The organism is Fluviicola chungangensis (assembly GCF_007558725.1).
GTDB lineage: Bacteria > Bacteroidota > Bacteroidia > Flavobacteriales_D > Crocinitomicaceae > Fluviicola > Fluviicola chungangensis.
The window spans coordinates 600,446-625,056 of the sequence record NZ_VLPL01000003.1 but is presented as its reverse complement, the minus strand read 5'-3'; the positions used below and the strand labels follow the sequence as shown (position 1 = coordinate 625,056).

18 protein-coding genes are annotated in these 24,611 nt (G+C 41.4%); 10 read left to right on the top strand and 8 right to left on the bottom strand.

The annotated features are described in order from the left end of the window. The first annotated feature begins 90 nt into the window (after positions 1 to 90). On the top strand, positions 91 to 2,421 hold the full coding sequence (gene pbpC, locus FO442_RS08930) for a penicillin-binding protein 1C (protein ID WP_186280006.1): 2,331 nt from the start codon (positions 91 to 93) through the stop codon (positions 2,419 to 2,421). Positions 2,422 to 2,551: 130 nt separating this feature from the next. Beyond that, complete coding sequence (locus tag FO442_RS08925) at positions 2,552 to 2,857, top strand: hypothetical protein (RefSeq protein ID WP_144332813.1); 306 nt, start codon at positions 2,552 to 2,554, stop codon at positions 2,855 to 2,857. A 141-nt stretch (positions 2,858 to 2,998) separates the two neighbouring features. Here the strand turns inward: FO442_RS08925 and FO442_RS08920 are convergent, their stop codons facing one another. The 4 genes from FO442_RS08920 to FO442_RS08905 all read right to left on the bottom strand — a co-directional run bounded on the left by FO442_RS08920 (position 2,999) and on the right by FO442_RS08905 (position 9,195). Further along, positions 2,999 to 4,450, bottom strand: coding sequence for a hypothetical protein (locus FO442_RS08920; protein WP_144332812.1), 1,452 nt, complete (start codon positions 4,448 to 4,450; stop codon positions 2,999 to 3,001). Between the two features lie 168 nt (positions 4,451 to 4,618). Continuing rightward, complete coding sequence (locus FO442_RS08915; protein ID WP_144332811.1) at positions 4,619 to 6,070, bottom strand: hypothetical protein; 1,452 nt, start codon at positions 6,068 to 6,070, stop codon at positions 4,619 to 4,621. 3 nt (positions 6,071 to 6,073) lie between these two features. Beyond that, positions 6,074 to 6,358: a hypothetical protein gene (locus FO442_RS08910; RefSeq protein ID WP_144332810.1), complete on the bottom strand. Its 285-nt coding sequence runs from the start codon at positions 6,356 to 6,358 to the stop codon at positions 6,074 to 6,076. A 209-nt stretch (positions 6,359 to 6,567) separates the two neighbouring features. Continuing rightward, positions 6,568 to 9,195: a valine--tRNA ligase gene (locus FO442_RS08905; RefSeq protein ID WP_144332809.1), complete on the bottom strand. Its 2,628-nt coding sequence runs from the start codon at positions 9,193 to 9,195 to the stop codon at positions 6,568 to 6,570. A gap of 129 nt (positions 9,196 to 9,324) precedes the next feature. On the opposite strand from FO442_RS08905, the gene FO442_RS08900 reads away from it, so the two are divergent. After that, positions 9,325 to 10,008 (top strand): TIGR02117 family protein, encoded by a 684-nt coding sequence (locus FO442_RS08900; protein ID WP_144332808.1) that lies wholly within the window; start codon positions 9,325 to 9,327, stop codon positions 10,006 to 10,008. 104 nt (positions 10,009 to 10,112) lie between these two features. Here the strand turns inward: FO442_RS08900 and FO442_RS08895 are convergent, their stop codons facing one another. Both FO442_RS08895 and FO442_RS08890 read right to left on the bottom strand, forming a co-directional pair. Next, positions 10,113 to 10,604, bottom strand: coding sequence for a hypothetical protein (locus FO442_RS08895; protein WP_144332807.1), 492 nt, complete (start codon positions 10,602 to 10,604; stop codon positions 10,113 to 10,115). Between the two features lie 44 nt (positions 10,605 to 10,648). Continuing rightward, positions 10,649 to 12,760, bottom strand: a complete 2,112-nt coding sequence (locus tag FO442_RS08890) for a Tex family protein (protein ID WP_144332806.1) — start codon at positions 12,758 to 12,760, stop codon at positions 10,649 to 10,651. 221 nt (positions 12,761 to 12,981) lie between these two features. Here FO442_RS08890 and FO442_RS08885 point away from each other — a divergent pair, with 221 nt between their 5' ends. From FO442_RS08885 to FO442_RS08875, 3 genes are all read left to right on the top strand, one after another. Beyond that, positions 12,982 to 13,362, top strand: coding sequence for a septal ring lytic transglycosylase RlpA family protein (locus FO442_RS08885; RefSeq protein WP_186280004.1), 381 nt, complete (start codon positions 12,982 to 12,984; stop codon positions 13,360 to 13,362). Positions 13,363 to 13,474: 112 nt separating this feature from the next. Beyond that, on the top strand, positions 13,475 to 14,536 hold the full coding sequence (locus FO442_RS08880) for a CaiB/BaiF CoA transferase family protein (protein ID WP_144332804.1): 1,062 nt from the start codon (positions 13,475 to 13,477) through the stop codon (positions 14,534 to 14,536). Beyond that, entirely contained in the window at positions 14,533 to 14,967 is a 435-nt protein-coding gene (locus FO442_RS08875; RefSeq protein ID WP_144332803.1) for a GNAT family N-acetyltransferase, read from the top strand. The genes FO442_RS08880 and FO442_RS08875 overlap by 4 nt, the downstream gene beginning before the upstream one ends. On the opposite strand, the gene FO442_RS08870 is transcribed toward FO442_RS08875, so the two are convergent. After that, positions 14,959 to 16,458, bottom strand: coding sequence for a histidine kinase dimerization/phosphoacceptor domain -containing protein (locus FO442_RS08870; protein WP_144332802.1), 1,500 nt, complete (start codon positions 16,456 to 16,458; stop codon positions 14,959 to 14,961). The genes FO442_RS08875 and FO442_RS08870 overlap by 9 nt on opposite strands. Positions 16,459 to 16,809: 351 nt before the next feature. On the opposite strand from FO442_RS08870, the gene FO442_RS08865 reads away from it, so the two are divergent. Together FO442_RS08865 and FO442_RS08860 are read left to right on the top strand one after the other, a co-directional pair. Next, complete coding sequence (locus FO442_RS08865) at positions 16,810 to 18,588, top strand: acyl-CoA dehydrogenase family protein (RefSeq protein WP_144332801.1); 1,779 nt, start codon at positions 16,810 to 16,812, stop codon at positions 18,586 to 18,588. 138 nt (positions 18,589 to 18,726) lie between these two features. Next, positions 18,727 to 21,093, top strand: coding sequence for a T9SS-dependent choice-of-anchor J family protein (locus FO442_RS08860; RefSeq protein WP_186280002.1), 2,367 nt, complete (start codon positions 18,727 to 18,729; stop codon positions 21,091 to 21,093). 206 nt (positions 21,094 to 21,299) lie between these two features. Here the strand turns inward: FO442_RS08860 and FO442_RS08855 are convergent, their stop codons facing one another. Beyond that, positions 21,300 to 21,659, bottom strand: coding sequence for an NADPH-dependent FMN reductase family protein (locus tag FO442_RS08855; RefSeq protein WP_144332799.1), 360 nt, complete (start codon positions 21,657 to 21,659; stop codon positions 21,300 to 21,302). A gap of 89 nt (positions 21,660 to 21,748) precedes the next feature. Here FO442_RS08855 and FO442_RS08850 point away from each other — a divergent pair, with 89 nt between their 5' ends. Both FO442_RS08850 and FO442_RS08845 read left to right on the top strand, forming a co-directional pair. Continuing rightward, complete coding sequence (locus tag FO442_RS08850) at positions 21,749 to 22,357, top strand: ribonuclease HII (protein WP_144332798.1); 609 nt, start codon at positions 21,749 to 21,751, stop codon at positions 22,355 to 22,357. Positions 22,358 to 22,438: 81 nt separating this feature from the next. Continuing rightward, a complete protein-coding gene (locus FO442_RS08845; RefSeq protein WP_144332797.1) occupies positions 22,439 to 24,607 on the top strand; it encodes a hypothetical protein in 2,169 nt (722 codons plus the stop codon). The last annotated feature ends 4 nt before the right edge of the window (positions 24,608 to 24,611 follow it).

Here is a 24,611-nt window from a genome sequence, read left to right as displayed (position 1 = left end):
ATACACATGCACTTTTCAGCGATTGTATCACGAATAATAAACATACCGAAATCCATCTTTTCCGACCACTTACTTTCAGTAAAAAAACGGATGAAAGAACGGCTTTTTTGGTTAAGAGAGCAATACCGCTGGAAAAAGCGGGCAATCAAACGCGTTTTATTTTATTCATTCCTCATTTGGTATATCCAGGCACTTCCTTCTGAATTGTTCAACGACCCATACTCTACCGTTTTGGTTGGCAAAAACGGAAAACTACTTGGTGCACATATAGCAAAAGACGGTCAATGGCGCTTTCCGCCAAGCAATCGAACTCCGCATAAAATGGCCGTTTGCCTGGTCACATTCGAAGACAAGAATTTTTACTACCACGCCGGAGCAAGCATTAAAGGTATTTGTCGTGCATTTTATCAAAATATGACTCGCGGGAAAATTGTCAGCGGGGGCAGTACCATCACTCAGCAGGTGGTTCGATTGATGCGTAAAAATCCTTCCCGGACTTATTCTGAAAAGGTTTACGAGATCATTCTTGCCACACGACTGGAATTCAGCTATTCCAAAGAAGAAATTCTAAACCTTTATACAGCCAATGCTCCCTTCGGGAACAACGTAGTTGGAATTGATGCCGCATCCTGGCGCTATTTCGGTCGGGCACCGGAAAATTTGAGTTGGGCAGAAAGTGCGACTTTAGCCGTGCTTCCCAATGCTCCGGGACTCATTTACCCGGGAAAAAACCATCAAAGTTTACTTAGAAAGCGAAACAGATTGTTGAAAATGCTCTACGAACAAGGCGAGATCGACAAATTGAACTATCACTTAGCCTTAGAAGAACCGCTTCCCGACAAACCACTTCCACTTCCTCAAGAAGCTCCCCACCTATTGCAACGCTGCATCATGCATTGCCAAAAAGGACAATTGATCCGGTCAACGATTCGCGAAGAGGTTCAAACCATGGTGAATAATGAAACCGAACAATATGCCCTTCGCATGAACGAATACGGAGTTTTCAATGCTGCGGTTTTGATCACTTCCGTTGAAACAGGCGAAGTAATTGCTTACAAAGGAAATTTAAACCGTGCGGACGGTGATCATGCTTATGATGTAGACTGCATCCAGGCTCCTCGGAGTACAGGAAGTATTTTAAAACCTTTGTTATACGCCAAATCCATGGAATCGGGATTAATTACTCCCAAACAATTATTATGTGATTTCCCCTCCCGTTTCGGAACGTTCGCACCTAATAATTTCAACCGCCAGTTTTCCGGAGCTCTTCCCGCCAATAAAGCGTTATCGAAAAGTTTGAATATTCCGATGGTCTTCCTGCTTCGTGAATACGGCCAGGCAAAATTCCACAATGATCTGAAACATTTCGGTTTCCGGAACATGAACAAGAATTCCGGTCATTATGGGTTGTCACTGATCCTCGGAGGAGCTGAAGCTTCCGTTTGGGAAATCAATGCCTGCTACAATTCCATGGCTCAACAGCTTCAAAATCCGGATCCTTCAAAAATCCATTATGTCGGTAAAAGTGAGGATGCACCCAAATTGCATCTTGACAAAGCTTGTATCTATACCACCTTCGATGCTCTGATAGATGTAAACCGGCCGGATGAAGAAAATAATTGGCGGGCTTTTGAGTCTTCCCAGAAAATCTCGTGGAAAACAGGTACGAGTTTCGGATTCCGGGACGCCTGGGCAGTTGGTGTTACGCCCAAATACGTTGTTTCGGTTTGGGTAGGAAATGCCGATGGAGAAGGAAGACCGGGTTTAACAGGTGTAAAGGCGGCTGCTCCATTATTGTTTTCCATATTCAGAAACCTGGAATCTCCCCGGAAATGGTTCTCCAGACCTTTGAACAAGATGACACGAACCGAGATCTGCAATGAAAGCGGACAAATATCGAATCGCCATTGCGAACATACGCATTATGAATATGTTCCTTCTACCTGTTTGATCAGTAAGAACTGTTCATACCATCAATTAGTCCACGTGAATCGGGAAGGAACATTTCGTGTGAATGCCGATTGCGAAGAAAGCAGTAACATGAAACACAAATCCTGGTTTATTTTGCCTCCAAGCATGGAGAAATATTATGTACAGCAAAATCCGGGCTATCATCCGGTTCCTCCATTCGATCCCAAATGCACTTCAAACAAGCCTGAAAACATCATGAGCTTCATCTACCCGAAACGGCAAACCAAAATTTACATTCCGCGCGAATTGAATGGTTTAAGGGGAAAAGTCATATTTGAAGTAGCACATACCAGGCAAAACAGTACGCTTTACTGGCACATTGATGAGGAATTTGTCGGAACTACCTCAGACATTCACCAGATTTCCGTTCAACCGGAAAAAGGCAAACACCGGGTAACTGTTGTGGATGAAACGGGCGTATTATTATCCGAATTATTTGAAGTGCTTTAATGCTCACCTCCTCAAAACGACTATTCAATCTATGAAAGCTACAGTTAAGATTTTTTAAGGATTTTGATTACAACTTTCATCTTTTTACTGCGTTAATTGAGAAAGAAAACAACGCTAAACTTTGTCACTCATGAACAGTACAACGATCAATCAATTGGAAACATATAAAGCTATTGAAGCTGTTTGTGTGAGTAACCACGCTTGTTGGTCGAATGTCAAAGAATTTCGCGGAGCATTTTCCCGGTTTGCACTCAAAGTGGCTCAATTGGATATCCTTTCTGAAAACGAGAGCTCTTCATTGAATCCACGTTTGGAATACTTGATCAAAGAAATCGAACACATCCTCAAGGTGCATTTCGACCGGTATTTTGACTATTTGCAGCAAAAAAACAGCGAAATCTATCAGGTTTACAATCGCATTCGGAGAAGCAGTTAATGGAATTTACTTATCTCGTTTTGTAGCGCAGGATGATAGGTAACTCCTGCTTCTTCCGATTATTCCGAATATCCAATGAATTTTTAAATTGGTCCGTAGTTAAAACAGGTTGAATTAAATAATTCAACCTGTTTTGTTTCTTTAAAATTTCATTACTCCATATTGCTCCTCTTTCCTGTCCCTGAAAAAAACGAGCATCTCATTCCGATCATAATTGACTTCACAATAAAACGGAATTACAAAAAGTGGTTGCACATCCGGTTTCAGCATAAGTTCACGTTTAAATTCACCTGACTTCAAGTCAATTTCAACCTTTACAAAACCTGTTTTTCCTTTCCTGTTTCCACACACCTCTACTTCTTTCGGATTTAAAAACTCACCCGTTGATGCGTAATTTCTCAAATCATCATTAAAAAACAAATAGTATGTATTATTTAAACTATACCCCATTAACGATCCAGCTATACCACCATCATTGATAGAATACTGTCTTTTCGGAAGTTTAACTACCCATTCTGCATTTCCATCCTCTTTCATTTTAAATACATAAGCTGTTTCATATGAGTAACTGGTACTGTTATTTCCATTTGAACTTTGTATCCATTTTTCAAAAAACTGTTCTACCAAAACGATCAAACTACCTTCATTGTCCAGACTAACTTCCCGGATATACTCATTCTTAGCATCTAAATTCGGATTACAATAAACCCACTTTGTTTCTTTATTTTTTGCAAGATCAAGTATTGAAAAACAATATCCGTTCTTTTTACTCCTCTCATCATAAAAATTCCCTAACAAAACCAATTGATTGCTATTGGTATTATAAATTTTAAAGTTGGCATGAGCTTTATCACTTAAATCAACAGTGAATTCGTTTTCTTGCCCTCCTTTAAAGAATTTAATCTGATAAGATTCCAATTGATTGATTTCCTTTCCCTTCTCATTCTTTTTATTGGTAGCAACTCCAATAACATATTCTCCCTCGTTTGTTAAAACTGAATTATTTAAATTTTCTGCAGTTTGGTATTCTCCTTCCTGTATTAAGGAAAACTCAGAATTAAAGACTTTGAACATCAGATTATCCTGTTCTCCCTTCCTTCCCTTTTTTAAATATTCCACTAACAGGAATTTTTTGTTTTGTGAAAGTTCGTAAGTAAAGTATCCCCTATCTCTTTTACTATCTTCCAGTTGAAACTCGGCTATTAAAACGGGTTCACCAATTGCCTTACATGTTTTATCATATAATTGATAATAAAAGCTCTCCGATGTCTTCTCAGTTTGCATTAAAACAACGACCAATTTGCCATTCAAACAGAAATTTCCAAAAACACCGCCTTTCCCTGTTTCCAATTTTCGCTGAATTTTTCCTTCTGCAACTTTTGTCATATTTTCATAACGTGCTAAAGTAAATTCTGCCAAATTGGTATATAAAGCTGTTTTTACGTAAGAATTTGTATAAAAACTTCCTCCTTCATCCCATATCAGATCCGGAGCTGCAGATTCTTTATCAACCGCCCCCCATTCAATAGTCTGGGCACTTGAATAAACGCTATGCATCAAGCAAAGCAATAGTAGTAACTTAAGTAGTTTCATAAAATGTTGAATATTAGTTCACAAATATAAACGCAAACCATTCAATATCAATGAAATTAATTTCATTAAATCATTTTCAATCAAAAACAGGTAGTGATTGATTAGTGAATTTCCATAAAAACAAAGAGTCCACCGAAGCAGACTCTTTTATCGTTAGTTTCAAATTCGTTACCTCATTAACTGAATCAGTTTAATACGTTCTATTCCGCCATCAAAGTCAACAGTCTCCAAAATATACACACCATCCGGCAGATTCATATCAGCAAATGCTGTTTTAACGTTCAGGTCTTCCCCGTTCGCTTCCTTGATCAAACTTCCGCTTTGATTGTAAATACGCATCGTTTTAATTCGCAAAGCATCCAGGCTGAAGTTGCAGGTCGTTACATCAAAAGTTGTTCTTTCACCATTTATATCGACTTCAGTCAAGCGATAATAGTTCGTCCCGACAATCGGTTGGTTGTCATAGAAAAAGTAATCTGTCGGTAAAGAGCTTTCCCCTTGTGCTTTCGATTGGATCAAGGGAAAAAAGTTAGTGCCGTCCTCGCTTTTCTCCAGGATAAAGTAATCGGTGTTTCTCTCCGAAAGAGTTGTCCAGGCAACAGCTAATGCACGCTCATCCTGTTTGCAGGAAAAGTCTTTTAACTCCACAGACAATGGAGTACAGTTCAATGAAGCACCACCGGTTAAGTTCCAGTCCAGGGTAAATCCTGCTGCTGTTGGTGACCACTGATTTACCATGAGGTAATAAATTTCTCCCGATGTAACAGGCAGAGTACTAACCCAAGCATCTCCAGTCACGTCTTCAGATACATCTACAGCGCCATTTCCAAGTCCGGTATTATTGGAGTTTGCCGCATACGAGCAACGAATAGGGCTTCCTAAAGTACCACATGTAGCTCCGGGACCGTAAAGTGCAAAATCGTAGTCATCTGCATTATTGGTAGGATCAATGGTCAAACCAAGCGTTCCGCTATTTGAAACCTGGAATTTATACCAGCTGGAATACACTTCACCTCCTGCTCCGGTACATCCTACACACGATTCAGATGCCAATCCCGGACCGGATACCGTTGAAGAAAATGGTGAATCGGCACAAATCTGAATGGCATTCACACAATCCTGGTTGGAAGTTCCCGTGGGGCCACCTGCACAAGCTACACAAGAAAGTGTTGCCGCCCAGCCTCCCAGCTGCACGCTTCCATCCGTCGTATGACGAAAAGTCAGGCATCCACTTGGCGATGTGGAAGTAATTGTTCCGGGAGAAGTGGTGCAATTATTATACAAAGCAGGCGAATTTTGCGCCGGTCCATTCAAAATCTGTAAATAGTCACAACAACTGTTCGGACCGGAACAAAGGAAATAGGTATCGTTCATACTGAATGAAGTAAACGTTGCCCGGATACACATTCCGGCCGTACTTGGACAAAACGTACGATAAATCGCATTGATATTCGCTGCATAATTCCCTCCTGAACCACCATTATCGTAGTATGTTCCGGAACATGTATTGACCATGCAGGCTCCGGCATATGTATTCGCAATTCCTGTAGTCGGATGGGTATAAGTCTGAGCCGGCAGCGCACACGGAACCAGCATCAAAAGGATAAATAGGATTCTCATGACTTAGTGCTTATTTTGTTGACACTTCACATCCGAATAAAGTACAATGGTGTAATTACTTGCAGGATCAAAAATCTCTACATCCACTTCGCGTGCACGTTGAGCAGTTAATTCTACATAGGGAATAAGTAATAAGCGATCACTGTCAGGTTGCGGTACATCCTTAATTTCATATTCAATACCCAAAAGCTGCTGAACAGGATACGCCAAAGGAATTTGTTCTTTACTCGTTTGTGCCTTCGCCTGGAGAGAACAAACGACTAACGCAAGAAATAGTAGTATTTTCATAACAAGTTGCAGTTTAATCCAATACAAAATTACGCAATTATCTTGATATGAAGTAATTAAATTGATTTTTTCAATTTTCTCAACTAATTTGTTCTTTCTTTTTGCACACCGTAATCTAACTAAATCGATGTATTACCGATGAAAATTTCACAAAAAAAGGAGGTACTTGTTTTTGACAAATACCCCCTTTTATTGCTTTTTTTGAGTTCTTAATTCAAACTTGCCAGTTTTTCTTCCAAAATGGCAATCTTTTGTAAAGCATCTGCTTCTTTCTTGCGCTCATTTGCCAAGACTTGCTCCGGAGCTCCGCTCACGAATTTCTCGTTACTTAGTTTTCCCTGAACACTTTTCAAGAAGCCTTTGGTATAATTCAATTCTTCTTCCATTTTTTCCTTCTCTGCAGACACATCAATGGCGTCTCCGAAAGGAATGAAATACTCATTGGATTGAACCAGGAACGAATTCGCATTCGGAATCTTGTCATTTGTATATTCCATCAGGGAAAGATTCCCCATTTTCAAAATAACCGCATCAAATGAAGCATCCAATTCCATGTTCTTCTTCACGAATAATTCAATGCGTACTTTGTTGGCAATGTTATTCTTCTTGCGGATATTGCGAATATTTGTCACCACTTCTTCTGCCACTCCAAACTGCTTTAAAACAGCTGCATCATACTTCTCAACCGTTGGCCATTTTGCAATAATAATGTCCTCACCTTCTTTGCGTTCTCTCAACAAATGCCATAATTCTTCTGCAACAAATGGAGTGAACGGCTGCAGCAAACACAGTAATTTTTCAAAGAAAACGATCGTCTGATTCAAGGTTTCCTGATCAATCGGCTGCTCGTATCCCGGCTTGATCATTTCCAAATACCAGGCACAGAAATCATCCCACACCAATTTGTAAATCGCCATCAACGCTTCTGAGATCTTAAACTTCGCCATCAACTCATTGATGTTTTCCAATTCCTGGTTGAAACGTGCATGAAACCATTCGATTGCTTTGATCGAAGCCTTCGGTTGTTCGATTGGTTTTACTTCCCAACCTTTTATCAAGCGGGCCGCGTTCCAGATTTTATTCGTAAAGTTTCTTCCTTGTTCACACTGACTGGAATCAAAAGGCAAATCGTTTCCTGCCGGAGAAGAGATCAAAATCCCAAGGCGAACACCGTCCGCTCCATATTTCTCGATCAATTCAATCGGATCAGGAGAATTCCCCAATGACTTGGACATTTTACGTCCCAACTTATCGCGAACGATCCCGGTATAATATACATTTCTAAACGGCAGTTCCCCCATGTATTCGTATCCGGCAATAATCATACGTGCTACCCAGAAGAACATAATCTCCGGAGCAGTTACCAAGTCATTGGTCGGGTAGTAATATTTAATTTCCTTATTTCCGGGTTGCGTCAATCCGTTAAAAACAGAAATAGGCCACAACCACGAAGAGAACCAAGTATCCAATACGTCTTCGTCTTGTTTCAAATCACCTGCCGAAATGGTTTTTCCCGCTTTTTCAGAAGCCAGTTTAAGTGCTTCCTCACCGGTTTTTGCAATGACAAAATCTTCCGGGTTTTCACCAAAATACCATGCCGGGATGCGATGTCCCCACCACAATTGACGGGAAATACACCAATCCTTCACATTCTCCATCCAGTGACGGTAGGTATTCTTGAATTTATCCGGGTGAAATGAAATATTTCCATTCATTACATTTTCCAAGGCCGGTTGTGCCAATTCTTTCATGGAGACAAACCACTGCAAAGACAAACGCGGCTCAATCACACAATTTGTTCTTTCGGAATAACCGATTTTATTGATGTGATCTTCGACTTTTACCAAATATCCTTTATCATCCAGCTCCTTTGCAATTTCCTTACGCACATCGAAACGGTCCATTCCGGCATAATGTAAACCATGCTCGTTTACAACTCCATTGTCGTTGAAAATATCAATAGTCTCCAAATCGTATTTTTTACCCAATTCGTAGTCATTCACATCGTGTGCAGGTGTTACTTTCAAACATCCGGTCCCGAATTCCATTTCTACGTATTCGTCACAGATAATCGGAATTGTTCGGTTGGCAATCGGAACGATCGCATGTTTCCCATGCAAATGCTTATAACGCTCATCATCCGGGTGAATACAAATCGCGGAATCTCCTAAAATTGTTTCCGGACGTGTCGTTGCAATAGTTAACCACTGATCATCCGTTCCGGCCACTTTGTAGCGAACATGAAACAATTTCGAGTTTACTTCTTTATGAATTACTTCTTCATCAGAAAGTGCCGTGCGCGCTTCCGGATCCCAGTTGATCATGCGAACACCGCGGTAAATCTTTCCTTTATTGAACAAATCAATGAATACATCAATTACGGAATCCGAATACTCCGGATCCATTGTAAAAGCAGTTCTCTCCCAATCACAGGAAGCTCCCAACTTTTTTAATTGCTGTAAGATGACACCCCCGTACTTTTCTTTCCAGGCAAAAGCATGTTTCAAAAACTCCTCACGGGAAAGATCTGATTTTTTGATTCCTTCTTCACGCAATTTGTGAACGACTTTCGCTTCTGTAGCAATGGATGCATGGTCCGTTCCCGGAACCCAGCATGCGTTTTTACCCTCCATTCGTGCTTTGCGAACCAACACGTCCTGGATGGTATTATTCAACATGTGTCCCATATGCAAGACACCCGTTACATTCGGCGGAGGAATGACGACAGTAAACGGCTCACGATCATCTGGTTCTGAATGAAAGTAACCCTTAGCCATCCAGTGGCTATACCATCGTTCTTCTGCTGAACGGGGTTCGTACGTTTTTGGAATTTCCATGTTGTTTCTGTTAATTAAGTTGCAAAGGTACTAAAACGGGGCAATTTATCAAGACAGGAAAGTCCGCATTTCCAATATTTTTGAATCGGGGAAATCTGATTATTTTTCTACATTTGTTTAAACGAGCTTATGAAAAAATTCGGAAGTACACTCTTTAAAAGCCTTCGTGTTTTCGTTGAATTACTGTTCGCATTTATCAGTTTGTACATCCTCATCTTTCTGTTTATTTCACCATTCAGTATTCCTGCTGAAGATACCAACGACCCCAAAACAGAAACAATCTACCTTTCAACCAATGGCATTCATTCGGATGTTATCCTTCCGATTCATCATCCGTTAAAGGATTGGGAAAAAACATTGAACCTGGAAAAAGGATTGGCTGTGGATACGTTTCAAACACATCTGAAATTTGGATGGGGAGATAAAAACTTCTTCATGAAAACCAAAGAATGGAGTGATATGGAGGTCGGAACGGTTGTCAATACGGTATTCGGAAGAGGCCCGGGAGCCATGCACCTGATATTGTGTACGCCGAAAGACCTAGATCGGTCCAGCATGATTGAACTTCACCTGACAAAAGACCAATACCGGCGACTATGCACTTTTATACATTGCAGTTTCCAATTTGTGAATGGAAAAGCACAAGCGATTGAAAACCACCCGTATGGAACTTATGATTTCTTTTTTGATTCCACTATTGAGTATAATATGACGTATACGTGTAATACCTGGACAAATAATGCATTAAAACATGCAGGGCAAAAAGCGTGTGTCTGGACACCTTTTAAAGACCCTATCTTTTCAAAATATTAAAACTTACCCTGGTAAGTGGTGGATAATCTTGCACTTATCCCCAGAATATAAAAAAACCCTGATTCGTAAAGACAATTCAGGGGTTTACATACTATCGTTCAGAATTATTTCTTTCCTTTTCCGTTTCCATTTCCCTTGGATTTCCCGGAATTTCCATTGGACTTGCCATTACCGTTTCCATTACTCTTAGCACCGGAATTTCCTTTCGATTTATCCTTTGCTTTTCCTTTCAAAGCATGAAATTCAGCAGAACCAGGTTTGATTCCCAATTCTTTTGCCATTGCTCCCCACCCTTTTGACTTACTTGTCTTATAAACGGAAATCACATCTTCGATCGGTCTTTTTGCGATATTCGAAATCTGAAATGCCATAAATACATCTCCGGCATTCATACCAACTTTAAAACAAGTTTCTACTTTAGGAAGACCCACATTAAATGTTTTAGCAAGATTTGCTTTGAAAAAAGTCAGATCCTTGTTCGCGTCATTATTGACAATTTTCAAACTTGCATCCAATTCAACATCCCCTGATCTGTAATCCTGACCTAATGCCACTCCTGAAACCAAGATCAGCGCTAAAAAAATCGTTTTCTTCATACTCGTTGTTTTTTAAAAGGTAAGTATACACTTTTTATACCATATTAATTCAATCGCTGCAACCCGATGCGCTTTCTGACTTCGTCAATTTCTACCACACGCACTTCCACGTGTTCATGCAGGGAAATAACCTGTGTCGGATCTTCTACATAATGGTCTGCCAATTGGGACTTATGGATCAACCCGTTTTCTTTAATTCCGATATTCACAAAAGCACCGAAATTGGTTACGTTGGTGACGATTCCGTTTAAGATCATTCCTTCTTTCAGATCGGAAATTGTTTTGATCCGGCTGTCGAACTCTAGGATCTTTGCTTTCTTTCTCGGATCCCGTCCCGGTTTTTTCAATTCTTTGATGATGTCAGTAAAGGTGAACGAATCAATCTCTGAAAAATCAGCTTGCTTGATCTCATTCAATTTCGCTTCATTCCCGATCAGATCGTTCAGGCCTATTCCTAATTTCTTTGCCATTTGATTTACAAACTTGTAACTCTCAGGGTGAACTGAAGAGTTGTCTAGTGGATTTTCACCATCACGGACCCGCAAGAATCCTGCTGCCTGCTCGTAAGCCTTATCTCCCAATCGCTTTACTTTTTTCAGCTCCTCGCGCGATTTGATCCCACCATTTTCAGTTCGGTAAGCCACGATGTTTTCTGCCAGACCGATTCCCAACCCGGAAACATAGCTTAGTAAATAAGGAGACGCCGTATTCAAATCAACTCCGACTGCATTCACTGCTGAAACAACCACATCGTCCAAAGCATCTTTCAGGGAGGTTTGATTGACCTCATGCTGGTATTGCCCCACTCCAACAGATTTCGGATCGATCTTCACCAATTCAGCCAACGGGTCCATCAAACGACGACCTATTGAAACAGCTCCACGAACCGTTACATCGTAATCCGGGAATTCTTTTCGGGCAATCGGGCTTGCGGAATAGATAGAAGCACCGTCTTCACGTACTACATATACTTCCAAATCCCGGTCGAAACGAATATGCTTGATAAACGATTCCGTCTCTCTACCGGCGGTTCCGTCTCCGATAGCAATTGCCTCAATTTTGTATGCCTGAACCAATTGTGCAATTTTTGAAGCTGCTTTGTCGCGCTCATTTTGTGGCGGATGCGGATAAATCGTTACATTCGTCAATAATGATCCGTGTTCATCCAAACACACAACTTTACATCCTGTTCGGAAGCCCGGGTCCAAAGCCAATGTACGCTTATTTCCGACCGGCGGTGCAAGCAGCAACTGTTTCAGGTTGGTTGAAAACACCGAAATTGCCTCCTTATCCGCTTTTTCTTTGGCTTGTGCCAATAATTCGTTTTCAAGTGAAGAGCACATTAAGCGGGAATACGATTCCTTACAGGCTCTAGCTACCAAATCACCACATTCATCATCCGTTTTAACAAAAAAACGTTCCAATGATTCCAATGCATCCTCTTTATCCGGTTGAGCCTTTAAGGATAAAATACCTTCCCTTTCCGCCCGAATGATTGCCAGGAAACGGTGAGAAGCTGTTTTATATAACGGTTCGGAAAAATCAAAGTAATCACGGTATTTCGCACCTTCCTCTTCTTTACCTTTTACCAATTTCGAGGTAAGTACTGCTTTTCGTTGGAATAACGTTCTGACACGTCCGCGGGCAATGGCATTTTCATTGATCCATTCTGCCATGATATCGATCGCTCCTTGGATGGCCATCTCTTCATCTACCACTTCTCCCTTCAGAAAACGTTCTGCCATTTGCTCCGGATCGCCACCACGTTGCGACATGATCATGCGGGCCAAAGGCTCAAGACCCAACTTCTTCGCTTTGTCTCCCTTCGTTTGGCGTTTTTGTTTGTATGGTAAATACATATCTTCCAGAACAACGGAATCAAAACACGTCAACAACTTGTTCTTCAATTCATCCGTCAGCTTCCCCTGTTCTTCAATAGACGCAATCATGGTTTGCTGGCGCGCGATCAACTCATCGTATTTTTTCGCTAAATCCCTGATCTGAGCAATCTGAACTTCATCCAACCCACCCGTCATCTCTTTCCGGTACCGGGATATAAACGGAACTGTTGCTCCTCCTTCCAGGAGTCCGATTGTATTTTGAATAGCTTTTTCAGTTAATCCTGAAGCATTTATAACGAATTCATTTTTTTGCATGGATACAAATATAGAAGTTCATTAAAAATGTCTTTCACAAACATCGGAATCAACATAAAAAAGAATCACGTAATTGCTGCAAAACAAGCATTTAAACAGGTTAAAAAATGTTTGCTTTTGTTTCGAAGAGTAAGCGGTTCATTGTTAACGAATTGTAAAATATGCTGTTAGTGGGATCAGCTTTCCCTATCTTAGCTTCCCAACTTTTAAATGAAGGCAGTTTGAGATATTGGATTTTTGGAATAATTACATGTGGTTTCCTGCTGAGTTTTCAGCTTCAGGGACCATTTACACAAACAGGCAATGCAAGCTATTACTCGAACAAGTTTCAAGGCAGGAGAACAGCTTCCGGTGCAATATACCACAAAGACAGCATGTACTGTGCTCACAAATCATTGAAGTACGGAACGATGCTGAAAGTCACCAACCTGAAAAATGATTCCATCGTTATTGTAAAAGTGGTGGACCGCATGGGAAAATCTTCTCCACATATCATTGACTTAAGCATGGCAGGTGCCCAAAAACTGAACTTTGTCCGGAATGGAATCACCAAAGTAAAGGTAGAAGAAATCACTCCGGTTCCCGTTGCTAAGGCTGACTAATCCTGTCGCATGATGACTTATTTTAACTTCCCGGTACTGCAACACCAGTCGGAAAGCTGCTGATCGCGTATCAATCTTCAAAAACTACCGCTTTTTCTTTTAATTTTAGGGCATGTTTGAAGATCTGATCGTTCTTGATTGCTCCACGGTTTTGGCAGGCCCTTCTGTCGGGACCTTTTTTGCGGAATTGGGTGCGCGTGTAACAAAAATCGAAAATCCCGCAATTCCGGATGTAACCAGGAGCTGGAAACTGGCATCGGAAGATAGAAACGTTGCCGTTTCGGCCTATTTTTCATCTGTCAATTACCGTAAGAATTATTTAAAACTTGACTTTAAGAATGAATTTCAGCGCAATCACTTGATTGATCTGGTTAAAACCGCAGATATTTTTCTCAGCAATTTCAAAAAGGGGGACGCGGAAAAATTTGGTTTGAGTGATACATACCTCCATACCATTAATCCGCAATTGATTATCGGGAAAATTTCAGGTTTCGGTTCCGCAAGTGACCGCGTAGCTTACGATCTCATTCTCCAGGCTGAAACCGGTTTTATGTCGATGAACGGAACTCCCGAATCCGGGCCGGTTAAAATGCCCGTTGCCTTGATCGACGTTTTAGCCGCACACCAATTGAAGGAAGGTATTCTGGCTGCTTTATTGCAGCGAACGAAAACACAAAAAGGGGCCGTTGTGTCTGTTTCATTGTATGATGCTGCGATTGCTTCACTCGCAAACCAAGCCTCGAATTATTTAATGCAGGGATATATTCCGCAAAGGATTGGCAGCTTGCATCCGAATATTGCACCGTATGGAGAAATCTTCATTACCAATGATGGGAAATTGATCACTTTTGCAATCGGGAGTAATAAGCATTTTGAGTTGCTGTGCGATTTTCTGGGACTTGGACATTTAACTTCAGACAGGCGCTTTTCGGAGAATGTGGAACGTGTGAAAAACCGATCGGAACTCGCTGAAATAATCCAGGAAATTATTTCACGCTGTGATGCAAACGATATCCTGGAATTTATGCACCGGCATTTTGTCCCCGCCGGACTTATCCGGAATCTGGAAGAAGTGTTTAAAGAAACTTCTGCCCGGGACCTGGTACGAAGCGAAACAATTGACAACACACCAACCAAACGGGTATCACAAATTGCTTTTCAATTAAAATCATGATAGCAGTTAAAACTCCGGGATCAGAAAAAGAATGGGATGCATATTATGATCTGCGTTACCGTATTTTAAGAGAACCATTGGGAAAAGAACGAGGCTCTGAGCGAAATGAGGGAGACCAAACAGGAATTCATTTTGCACTTTACGAAAATGATGTGCTCATTGCTGTTGCACGATTGGATTGCGTGCATGAAACCATTTGTCAGGTGCGTTTTGTAGCCGTCGAATCCCATTTACAGGGCAAAGGATACGGCCGGAGAATCATGACTGCTGTGGAAAATGAAGCGCTTAAGCGAGGATATCACAAATTGATTCTTCATGCTCGTGACTATGCGCTTCCATTCTACGAAAAATTAGGTTATATCCTCGTAGGACCTTCCTACAAACTGTTTGATATGCTGCAGCATTTTGAAATGTTCAAGGTTTTAGCGTAGGGAAAACGAAACGCAGATTTTCATCCCATTTGTGCCATCTATATCTAAATTGCCATTCAGGTGCTCAACCATTCCGCGAATAATCTCAATACCACTTCCGGCTAATTCCCGGTTTTCCTTGATTCCTTTTCCGTTATCTGAAATCTCCAGCACGCCTTTAGGGCCCTTCATTTGAAAATCGATGCGGATCACACCGATTTCATTTTCTCCGAATGCATGCTTATAGGAGTTCAAAACCGCTTCATTAATGATAACCCCGATCGACATGGCAAGGGAACTTTTCACCTCGCAACTGTCAATACTGGTTAATAATTGCAATTGCTTCTGAGGGAAGGAAAGACTTTCGCGCAAACTCTGGACCAGACGGTTGACATACTGATTCAATGAGATCCGCAAATTTTTCGAATTCTCAGTCAGCATTTCATGCAAACTCAGGATACTTTGTACCCGGTTTACCGAATCCAGCATCAGATTCTTATGATAGGAATCCCTAGCCTTGCTAACCTGGATATTCAACAAGCTGGCCGTGATTTTTAAATTATTCACTATTCGATGATTCGTTTCAATCAACAGGCGTTTTTGCTGTCTCAGTGCAGCCTCCAATTCATGCTGGGCAACCTTTCTTTTATATGTTTCAACAGCCAGTGAAACCATTTGTGCTGCAATCAAACCGAACTTTTGATCATTTAAAGACCAGACCCTGGTTTGTTTGACTTGTTCAAAGCAGATCACTCCAATAATGCTTCCTTCGGAACGCAGTGGAATATCCATGATCGAAACAATCCCGTTGGGCACCAGGTAGGCATCATTCAGTTCAGAAGTATACGGCGAAGTTTGAGCATTGGTTGCCAATATGATCTTCTCGGTTTCAAAAAGCATAAAATAAGTAGGCATTTCAATAACCGGCAGCGATTCCTGGGGGATCATTTTCCCCACACGTGTATCGTAATTTCCAATGCACTCAATATGCTCATGAGAATCATCGAAAAGCCAGGCATTGACACGGGTCACTCCAGCCGCTTTGGAAGACATCTCAAGGATTTCATAAATTGCGTCGTGAAGTTTCCCACTCCGGATTTTCTTAGACTTCGAAAGCAATTCGATTGTTAAGGTTTTACGCAGTAAATCCCTCCTTCTGCGTTCAATGTGTGTCGCATCAACTAAACTGCCGAGTACCAGGTAATCTTTTTCATCGACTTTCCACGCTGCCATGCGCATCCGAGCAGAAAAAACACCTCCTGCTCGCTTTAGGACCACTTGTAAATCCATGTACCGTGATGTATTCAGGTCACTCAGAAAATGCTCTATTCGCTCATGTTCGTAAGTCAAATGTTCAAAAATGGTGGTCCCGACAATAGATTCTTTATTCAGCAATTTTTCCAGTTCAAATGATGCATGAAGAATCTTCCCGTTTTGGTCAAAAATAACCAGACTCTCATCCATTCCCGAGATGAGCTTACGCAATGTAGAAAGAATATCTTGTTGTGCCATAGCAGTTTACTATGGTCAAATGTAGTCCATTTTTTCTTACCCGGGTGACAACCGGGACTAAGTTTTTAGTAAATTTATCGTTCGTTGCATTACAATGAGTAAACTGCTGTTTTTATGCTAAATTCCCGTAAATTAACAGACATATCAATTAAACAGGTTCCCTTCGTTTAGGTCTTGTGTCTTTTAAGCTTCCAATTTCTGTGGAACTTTTAGTTCAACTAAACAACAACGGGGACGGAATAGTTGGGATTGCATTTTATATAAAATAAAAACATTGTTATGCTTGCATAGTATTAATTTATTTTCTATTTTAGACCCAAGGAAAAATGAAACTTAAAACAATATAAAATTATGTCACAAGCTATCAAAGGCGGAGAATTCATTATCCGCGATGTTACCAATCAAGAAATATTCACCCCGGAAGAATGGTCGGAAGAGCAACGCATGATTGCCCAGACTTGTGATGATTTTATTGAACAGGAAATTACACCGCTTTTGGACCGGATTGATAAGATGGAAGAAGGATTGATGCCATCTTTGCTCCAAAAAGCAGGAGAATTGGGCATGCTCGGTTTATCCGTACCGGAAGATCTGGGGGGAATGGGTGTCGACTTTAAAACATCCCTTCTGGCAACCGAACACCTTGGTAAAGGTCATTCCTTCTCCGTAGCTTACGGTGCACACACCGGAATCGGCACCTTGCCGTTATTGTATTACGGAAATGCAGAACAAAAAGCAAAATACATTCCGAAACTGGCAAGCGGAGAATGGAAAGCTGCTTATTGTTTGACTGAACCAAGTGCCGGATCAGATGCCAATTCAGGGAAAACGAAAGCGGTTCTTTCACCGGATGGGAAACACTATGTATTGAACGGGCAAAAAATGTGGATTACCAATGGAGGATTCGCAAATTTTTTCACTGTTTTTGCTAAAATCGACGATGACAAAAACCTGTCGGCATTTTTGGTAGAAGCAGATTCGGAAGGAATCAGTTTAAACCCGGAAGAAAAGAAAATGGGAATCAAAGGATCATCAACACGCCAGGTATTTTTCAACAATGTGAAAGTACCCGTTGAAAACATGCTTTCTGAACGCGAAAATGGTTTTAAGATCGCCCTGAATATTCTAAACATCGGCCGCATTAAATTGGCTGCAGGAGTATTGGGTGGAGCAAAACAAACCATTACCGACTCCATTCGCTACGCCAATGAACGCGAGCAATTTGGCAGACACATCTCAAAATACGGAGCAATCCGTTACAAACTTGCAGAACAAGCCATCAGAGCATATGTAGCTGAATCTGCCATTTACCGCGCCGGACAAAACATCGATGATGCCATTCAGGCATACGTAGCCGGTGGAATGGAAAAAGGACCTGCTACCTTAAAAGGAATTGAGCAATTTGCTCCAGAATGTGCGATCCTGAAAGTGGCCGGATCTGAATGTTTGGATTATGTTGCCGATGAAGGAGTTCAAATTTTCGGTGGAATGGGATATTCCGCGGAATCCTCCGTTGAAAGAGCATACCGCGATTCACGGATCAACCGGATTTTTGAAGGAACAAATGAAATCAACCGTTTATTGATCGTCGACATGGTATTGCGCCGCGCCATGAAAGGGGAACTGGATTTAATGGGACCGGCGATGAAAGTGGCCTCCGAGTTAATGAGTATTCCTGAAATGACGGAATTGGGATCACATCCTTTGGCCGCGCAGCGTCAGGCACTTTCCGGATTCAAAAAAACCATCCTGATGGTTGCTGGTTCAGCGGTTCAGAAACTGATGCAAACCATGTCGAAGGAACAAGAAGTACTCATGAACATTGCTGACATAGCTATTTGGATTTATCAGGCCGAATCGGTATTGTTGCGTGTAGAAAAATTGATCGAAAAACAAGGTGAAGCTGCCGCTGCAATTCCGATTTCCATTGTCAAAACTTATTTCTATGACGTGGCGGAATTGATCGACAAAGCGGCTAAGGATGCTATTTACAGTTTTGCAGAAGGAGATGAATCACGGATGATGGTTACGGGAGTCAAACGATTCACCAAAATCGATCCGATCAATCCGAAAAACGAACGGCAAGCCATTGCGAACTATTTGATTGACAAAAATGCCTATACGTTGTAGTTCCTTATTTCCAACTGGCACTGCATGAAATAAAAGCCATTCGTTAAATAACGAATGGCTTTTTTTGATCTGATCAGGTCACTTGATTTTTTCTAATGGCTAATAATGAATACCTTCGTACACTATTACTTAATTATTATGAAAAAACACATCCTATTCATTGCTTCACTTTTGAGCTTCATCGGGTTTTCACAAACCTATTACCTGGAAGATTTCGACGGAATTCCAGGCTCAACTGCGGGTGGTGCAGGTACTTACACCTTTGCCCCCGGTTTTTTACTGAGAAACGTTGACAACAGAACACCTGATGCCCAGGTAGCATATATAAACGAAGCTTGGGAACGAAGAGAAGACTTCGGATCGAATGTTGCCGATTCTGTAGCATTCAGCACCTCCTTTTATTCTCCGGTTGGAGCTGCTGATGACTTTATGTGGACACCTGCATTAACAATACAGGCAAACACCCTCCTTTTTTGGAATGCAAAAGCTTATGATGCAACCTATCCTGACGGCTACGAAGTAAGAATCATGACCGCTCCGAATACTCCGGGAGGAGGAACTGGAGTTCTTGGAAATCAAGTGAGTGCCTCAACGGTTATTTTCTCTACGGCATCCGAAAGTTCATCATGGACCAGTCATTCCGTTCCGTTAAATGCATATACCGGCCAAACGGTTTACATCGGTTTCAGAAACAATTCGAATGATAAATTCATTCTGGTAATTGATGACATCGAATTACGTGTCGTTAGTAACTATGACCTTTCAGTCACTGCAACAACAGAAAATCCTTACACAAAAGCTCCTGCTGATCAGTTAACAACTTCTCAGAACTTTAAACTGGAAGGGGTTATTGCGAATTATGGCCAGCTTGCTTGTTCAAATGTCGCTTTGGGATGCCAGGTCATCAAGGATGGCGTACTATTAACAACCCTCACAAGCAGCACAATTCCAACGCTCGCACCGGGTGCTTCTGCCACATTTACAGAAAACTATTTTCCTACAACCAATGGGACTTACAGTTTCAAATATTTTCCAATTGCAACTGAAGCAGATGTGGCCAACTTAAACGACACCGTTCTTTCTGCTCAGTCTCTCACCGTTGCTGACCCGGAAATGGCGCGCGATAACGGAGTTATTGTAGGTCAACTAGGGATTGGCGCAGGATACGTTGGTTACCTCGGCCAGGTTTTTAATATTGAAAACACCACTTCAGTATCCGGTGTAAACGTTTATTTCAACCGGGGATATGCCGGTAAACAATTGGCTACTGCTATTTTCAATACGAATGCCAGCGGAGTTCCTACAACGATTTTCGCATCCACTGACACCTTGCTTTACATTGATGACAGTGCACGAATGTACACCCTTCCAATACACGGAGGACCGCTGACACTTGCTCCCGGTAAATACGGATTTATTCAGATTGAATTTGACTCCACATTGGCTCTTGCGCAAACATCTGCCGTCTTTCAAAACAATACTGTCTTTGTTCAATGGGCAGGGAACGGGCCGAACTTTGTACCCGTGGAAACTTTCGGGCCAAGCTTTGGAAAAGCATTTTATATCAGGCCTCAATTTGATGTGTGTTTCGGTGAAATCGGAGGAGTCTTATCCGATTCAACAAACTCAACCTGTGGGCTTCCGAATGGTGATGCGACTGTAACTTTAGATCCCGGATATTCCGTAGAATGGGAAGATTCCTCTACCAATACAGTTATTACAGGTTTAAATGCAGGCTTTTATACCTATACGATTTCAAATACGGATTGTTCATTCATTGATTCGGTGGAGATTACTACAACCTCGGTTCCGGATGCCACAATCTTGTCTTCAACAAATCCATTGTGTATCGGTGATTCGGGAGAAATAGAAATTGCTATTCAAAATGGCCAGGCACCTTATACCGTTAGCTGGAATATTCCGGGGGATTCAACCGTGTTATCGGCTCCTGCGGGGACTTACACTGCAACAGTTACAGACGCAAACAGTTGCACCACAACTATTTCAGGCAGTTTAACAGACCCAACTCCAATAATGGCAAATGCCTCATCTGCAAGCAGTACATGCAGTACCTGTCCGGATGGAAGCGCAACCGTTTCTCCTGCAGGCGGAACAGCTCCATATACTTATCTTTGGAGTAACGGCAGCACATTGAATTCAATAACGAATACACTTCCGGGTACATACTTTGTGACTATTACAGATGCAAATGGCTGCGAAATAACCGATTCTGTTATCATCGATTTCTCTTCTCTTGGAATCAACGAACTGGCACAATTCGGTGTAATGGTTTATCCGAATCCGATGACCGATTTCATACAGATAAAATCGACAAAGCAATCCATCGGACACATCCAATTAATTGATAATTCAGGGCGACTGATTTTGGAGAGCAAGATAAATAACAACATCGGAACCGTTGAAACAAGTCAATTGGCAAAAGGTCATTACCTGCTGATTGTAACGACTGGTGAACAAATTTTCAAAGTTCAGTTAGTCAAATAACAACCGGAGGTAGCGAGCATAAAAACGCCCCGGCATACGTCGGGGCGTTTGTTTATCCGGAACAGCCGGTTATCACCTCATGTGATGGAAAGCAGCTTTTATACAATCAAAAAATCCCGACCTGCCATGCAAATCGGGATTCAATTTATGAATTGATATATCTTTTAAAACCGTGTTAACGTGTTGCTTTCTATCAATGCTCACTCTTATTTCAAATACCGGTCTTTCATATCCTGGAAAGTCATATTCTCCCCTCCGACAGAAATGGTGCGCAAATCCAAAGCTACCAATAGACGGTTCACCACGTTCAGATTCGAATCTTCATTCTTCAACAAAGTTACCTTCAGAACATCAGTCGATTCATTAAAAGCAACTGTGAAATAGTCTTTGTAATAGCCTTTTACAGCATCCACTTTTTCAGCGGTAATGGATTCAGGAACTGAAAATTCATATACTCCGTTTGATTTTCCTGTTTTCAATTGAGATTCACTAATTGAAGCGGAATTTTGACTAAAGGCAAAAGAACTTGCCAAAGACAAAACGAACATCATTATTAACTTTTTCATAATTCTATAACAGTTTATAAGTAGACGTAATAAAAAACCTAAAGGTTGTTTTGTGATAAATATACAATTATTTTGATAACATTTGTCGTATGCAATTATTAGACCATTTTGATGAAACGAAGCTGGAAGCAGGTTGCGATGAAGCCGGGAGAGGCTGTTTGGCCGGCCCTGTGGTTTGTGCTTCCGTGATACTTCCAAAAGGGTTTTCGCACCATCTCTTGAACGATTCTAAACAAATTTCCGAAAAAAGCAGGAATTTATTACGCCCGATTATTGAAAAAGAGGCACTTGCATTCTCCGTACAGTTTTTACAACCGGATGAAATTGCCGAATTAAACATTTTAAAAGCTTCTCTGACCGGTATGCATCGCGCTGCTATGGACCTGAAAGTGAGACCTGAACTTCTGCTTATCGATGGAAACAAGACCTTACTTTCAAATGAAATTCCTTCTGTGGCTATCATAAAAGGAGACGGGAAATACAAGAACATTGCAGCAGCCTCTATACTTGCAAAAACATACCGGGACGAATACATGGAACGACTTCATGAAGACTTTCCTCACTACCATTGGAATGTAAACAAAGGATATCCAACCAAAGTTCATCGGGAAGCAATTGAACTGCACGGAGCCTGTGCACATCACCGCCTGGGTTTTAACCTACTCGGAAAAGGACAATTATCCCTGTTCCTGGAGTAAACACTTTGCTGTTAACTACTTCACAAGAAAGATGCAAAACGCGCCGAATGAAGCATTATTTTTGATGAATAGTCAGAAATTATGCTCAATCGTTCACTCATTATTTTTCTGGTAATCTGCTCGCTGGGCTGGATTAGTTATGTAGGTTTCACGCTTGTTGAAGGAGCAAGTGCACCACCGACTCCCGAAAACACCTTCTCTCAGGAAGACGATACCATTATCGTGGTACACAACCCCCTGGAAATTGATTACAACAGCGCAATTGTTTCGTCTCTTCAAAAAATCCCCTTCTACTCTATTTTATTAAACCAACCGGAACGAATTCAGCATTTCTACTTTTCCACGAACCGGGACTTGGTGCTATTGGAACGAAGCAAGCCATGGACCAGTGAAATTATAAAGAGTTATGCAGAGCAGCTTTCCCTGTCTTCGACTATTTCAACCCATAAACACCTCTCGCTATCCAATGACTGGAAAGGGGAGTTCCATGGAAAATTTCTTGTTTTGTATCACGGAAATTGGGAACCCGCATTAAAAAGCGTTACTTCCTGGAAATACCTGGACCGGAAAAGCAGTTTGTCATTGGTTTACAAAACAACAGACAATACATATGAAATCGAAGACTCTTATTTCATTTCGAATCACCAGGTGAAATACATTACACATACCGGGAGCAATCCGCTGCCTTTGGTCAACGACCAGGAGTTATTCCAGGAACTTATTCCAGCAGATTTCGACTCTTATACATTCTATGAAAAAAATTACCTGCTTACCAAATTCCCCGTCAAGTCTGTTCTTAACGAATGGATGGATTTCGGTTTGGCACTGATTGTCAGTCAAAAAGACAGCTGTTTGATTACGGATTATAAACCCGGACAGGATCCGCTGGCCATTCTAAGTGAATTGGATCATGTGGATTTATCCGATAAGCAAAAACAAGCCACTCTGAAAGGATATTCTTTTCCTTTTCTTCAAGCCGATAAAAAAGTCTACCTGGAAATTTTCAATAACTGCGTGCTTATCTCCAATTCGCAACAAAGCATCAATCGAATAATCGGCACGTATGAAGCCGGGGCAACCCTGGAACAATCCACCACCTTAAAATTCAAACTGTTCAACGATAGTCCGCAAAAAGTATCGTATCGTCATTTTGACCGGGAACAACAAGTCACATTAAGTCGCCTGACGGGAACAAATCACACGACCGTTCAACTGTTAAACGGACAAGCCTCTTCTTCAGAATCCGATTCGAAAGAACTTCCCAAATTGAACCCCTTGCGACTGGACGATAACCTACGCAGTTTAAACCCGATTCCGGGATCCAACTACCTACTGGCAATTACACAATCCAACACCCTATATCTGGTCGGGAACAAGCAAATCCTTTGGAGTAAGAATTTAGATTCGGAACCTACCGGAAATCCTGTTTTAATCGGTAACGGAATTTTCCTGAGCACCAAAAAAGGGATCCACGGTTTTGACAGGTCCGGTAACAACCTGGCAGGTTTCCCCATTTCGTGCAATGAAGTTACGAGTAACCTGTTTTCATATTACTGGAACGGAAAGGATTATATTTCCTTTATTGCTGACGGGCAAATCCAGTGCGTTGGAACCAACGGAAAACCCAGTTATAAAGTTGGGGTGAACGGGAACCTGCAGCGAAATTCCCAATTAGTTATCCAGGGAAAAAAAGGGGATTTAATTGCACATATTTGTACGGATTCCAATTGGTCGAGTATTTCCATCAAGCGCAAACGTGTCATCAAATCACAAAATTTAAGTGAGGGTGAGTGGCACCTGGTGAAAGTAAACGGAACGATCAGCCTTCTCGGATTGGCCAAAAAACAGTTTGTCCGCCTCACTGAAAACGGTACCCGGGCAATGTTGGTAGGAAATGTTTCTTCAATCCTGAGCACCCAGCATTTCGGTGACGAACAACTTTTCTTCCTGAATCAGCAGAATACCATTTATGTCATTAACGGAACGGGGACTATTCTCGGACAGTTTAACTCCACGATATCAACCATTGACGACGCTTCCCTGATTAAATTACCGAATGGTAAAACTGTTGTTGGGATAATCGATGGAATTGCCAATAATTGTTATATTTATACAATACGTGGAAATGAATTAAACAAAGAAAACTACGAAGGATCAAATAAAATTGTTTTCCAAAGACAAGCAGATGGGACGATTTTGTTAGTTTCGCAGGCAAATGGTTATTTAATTCGTTATCCATTGAACTATTAAAAGA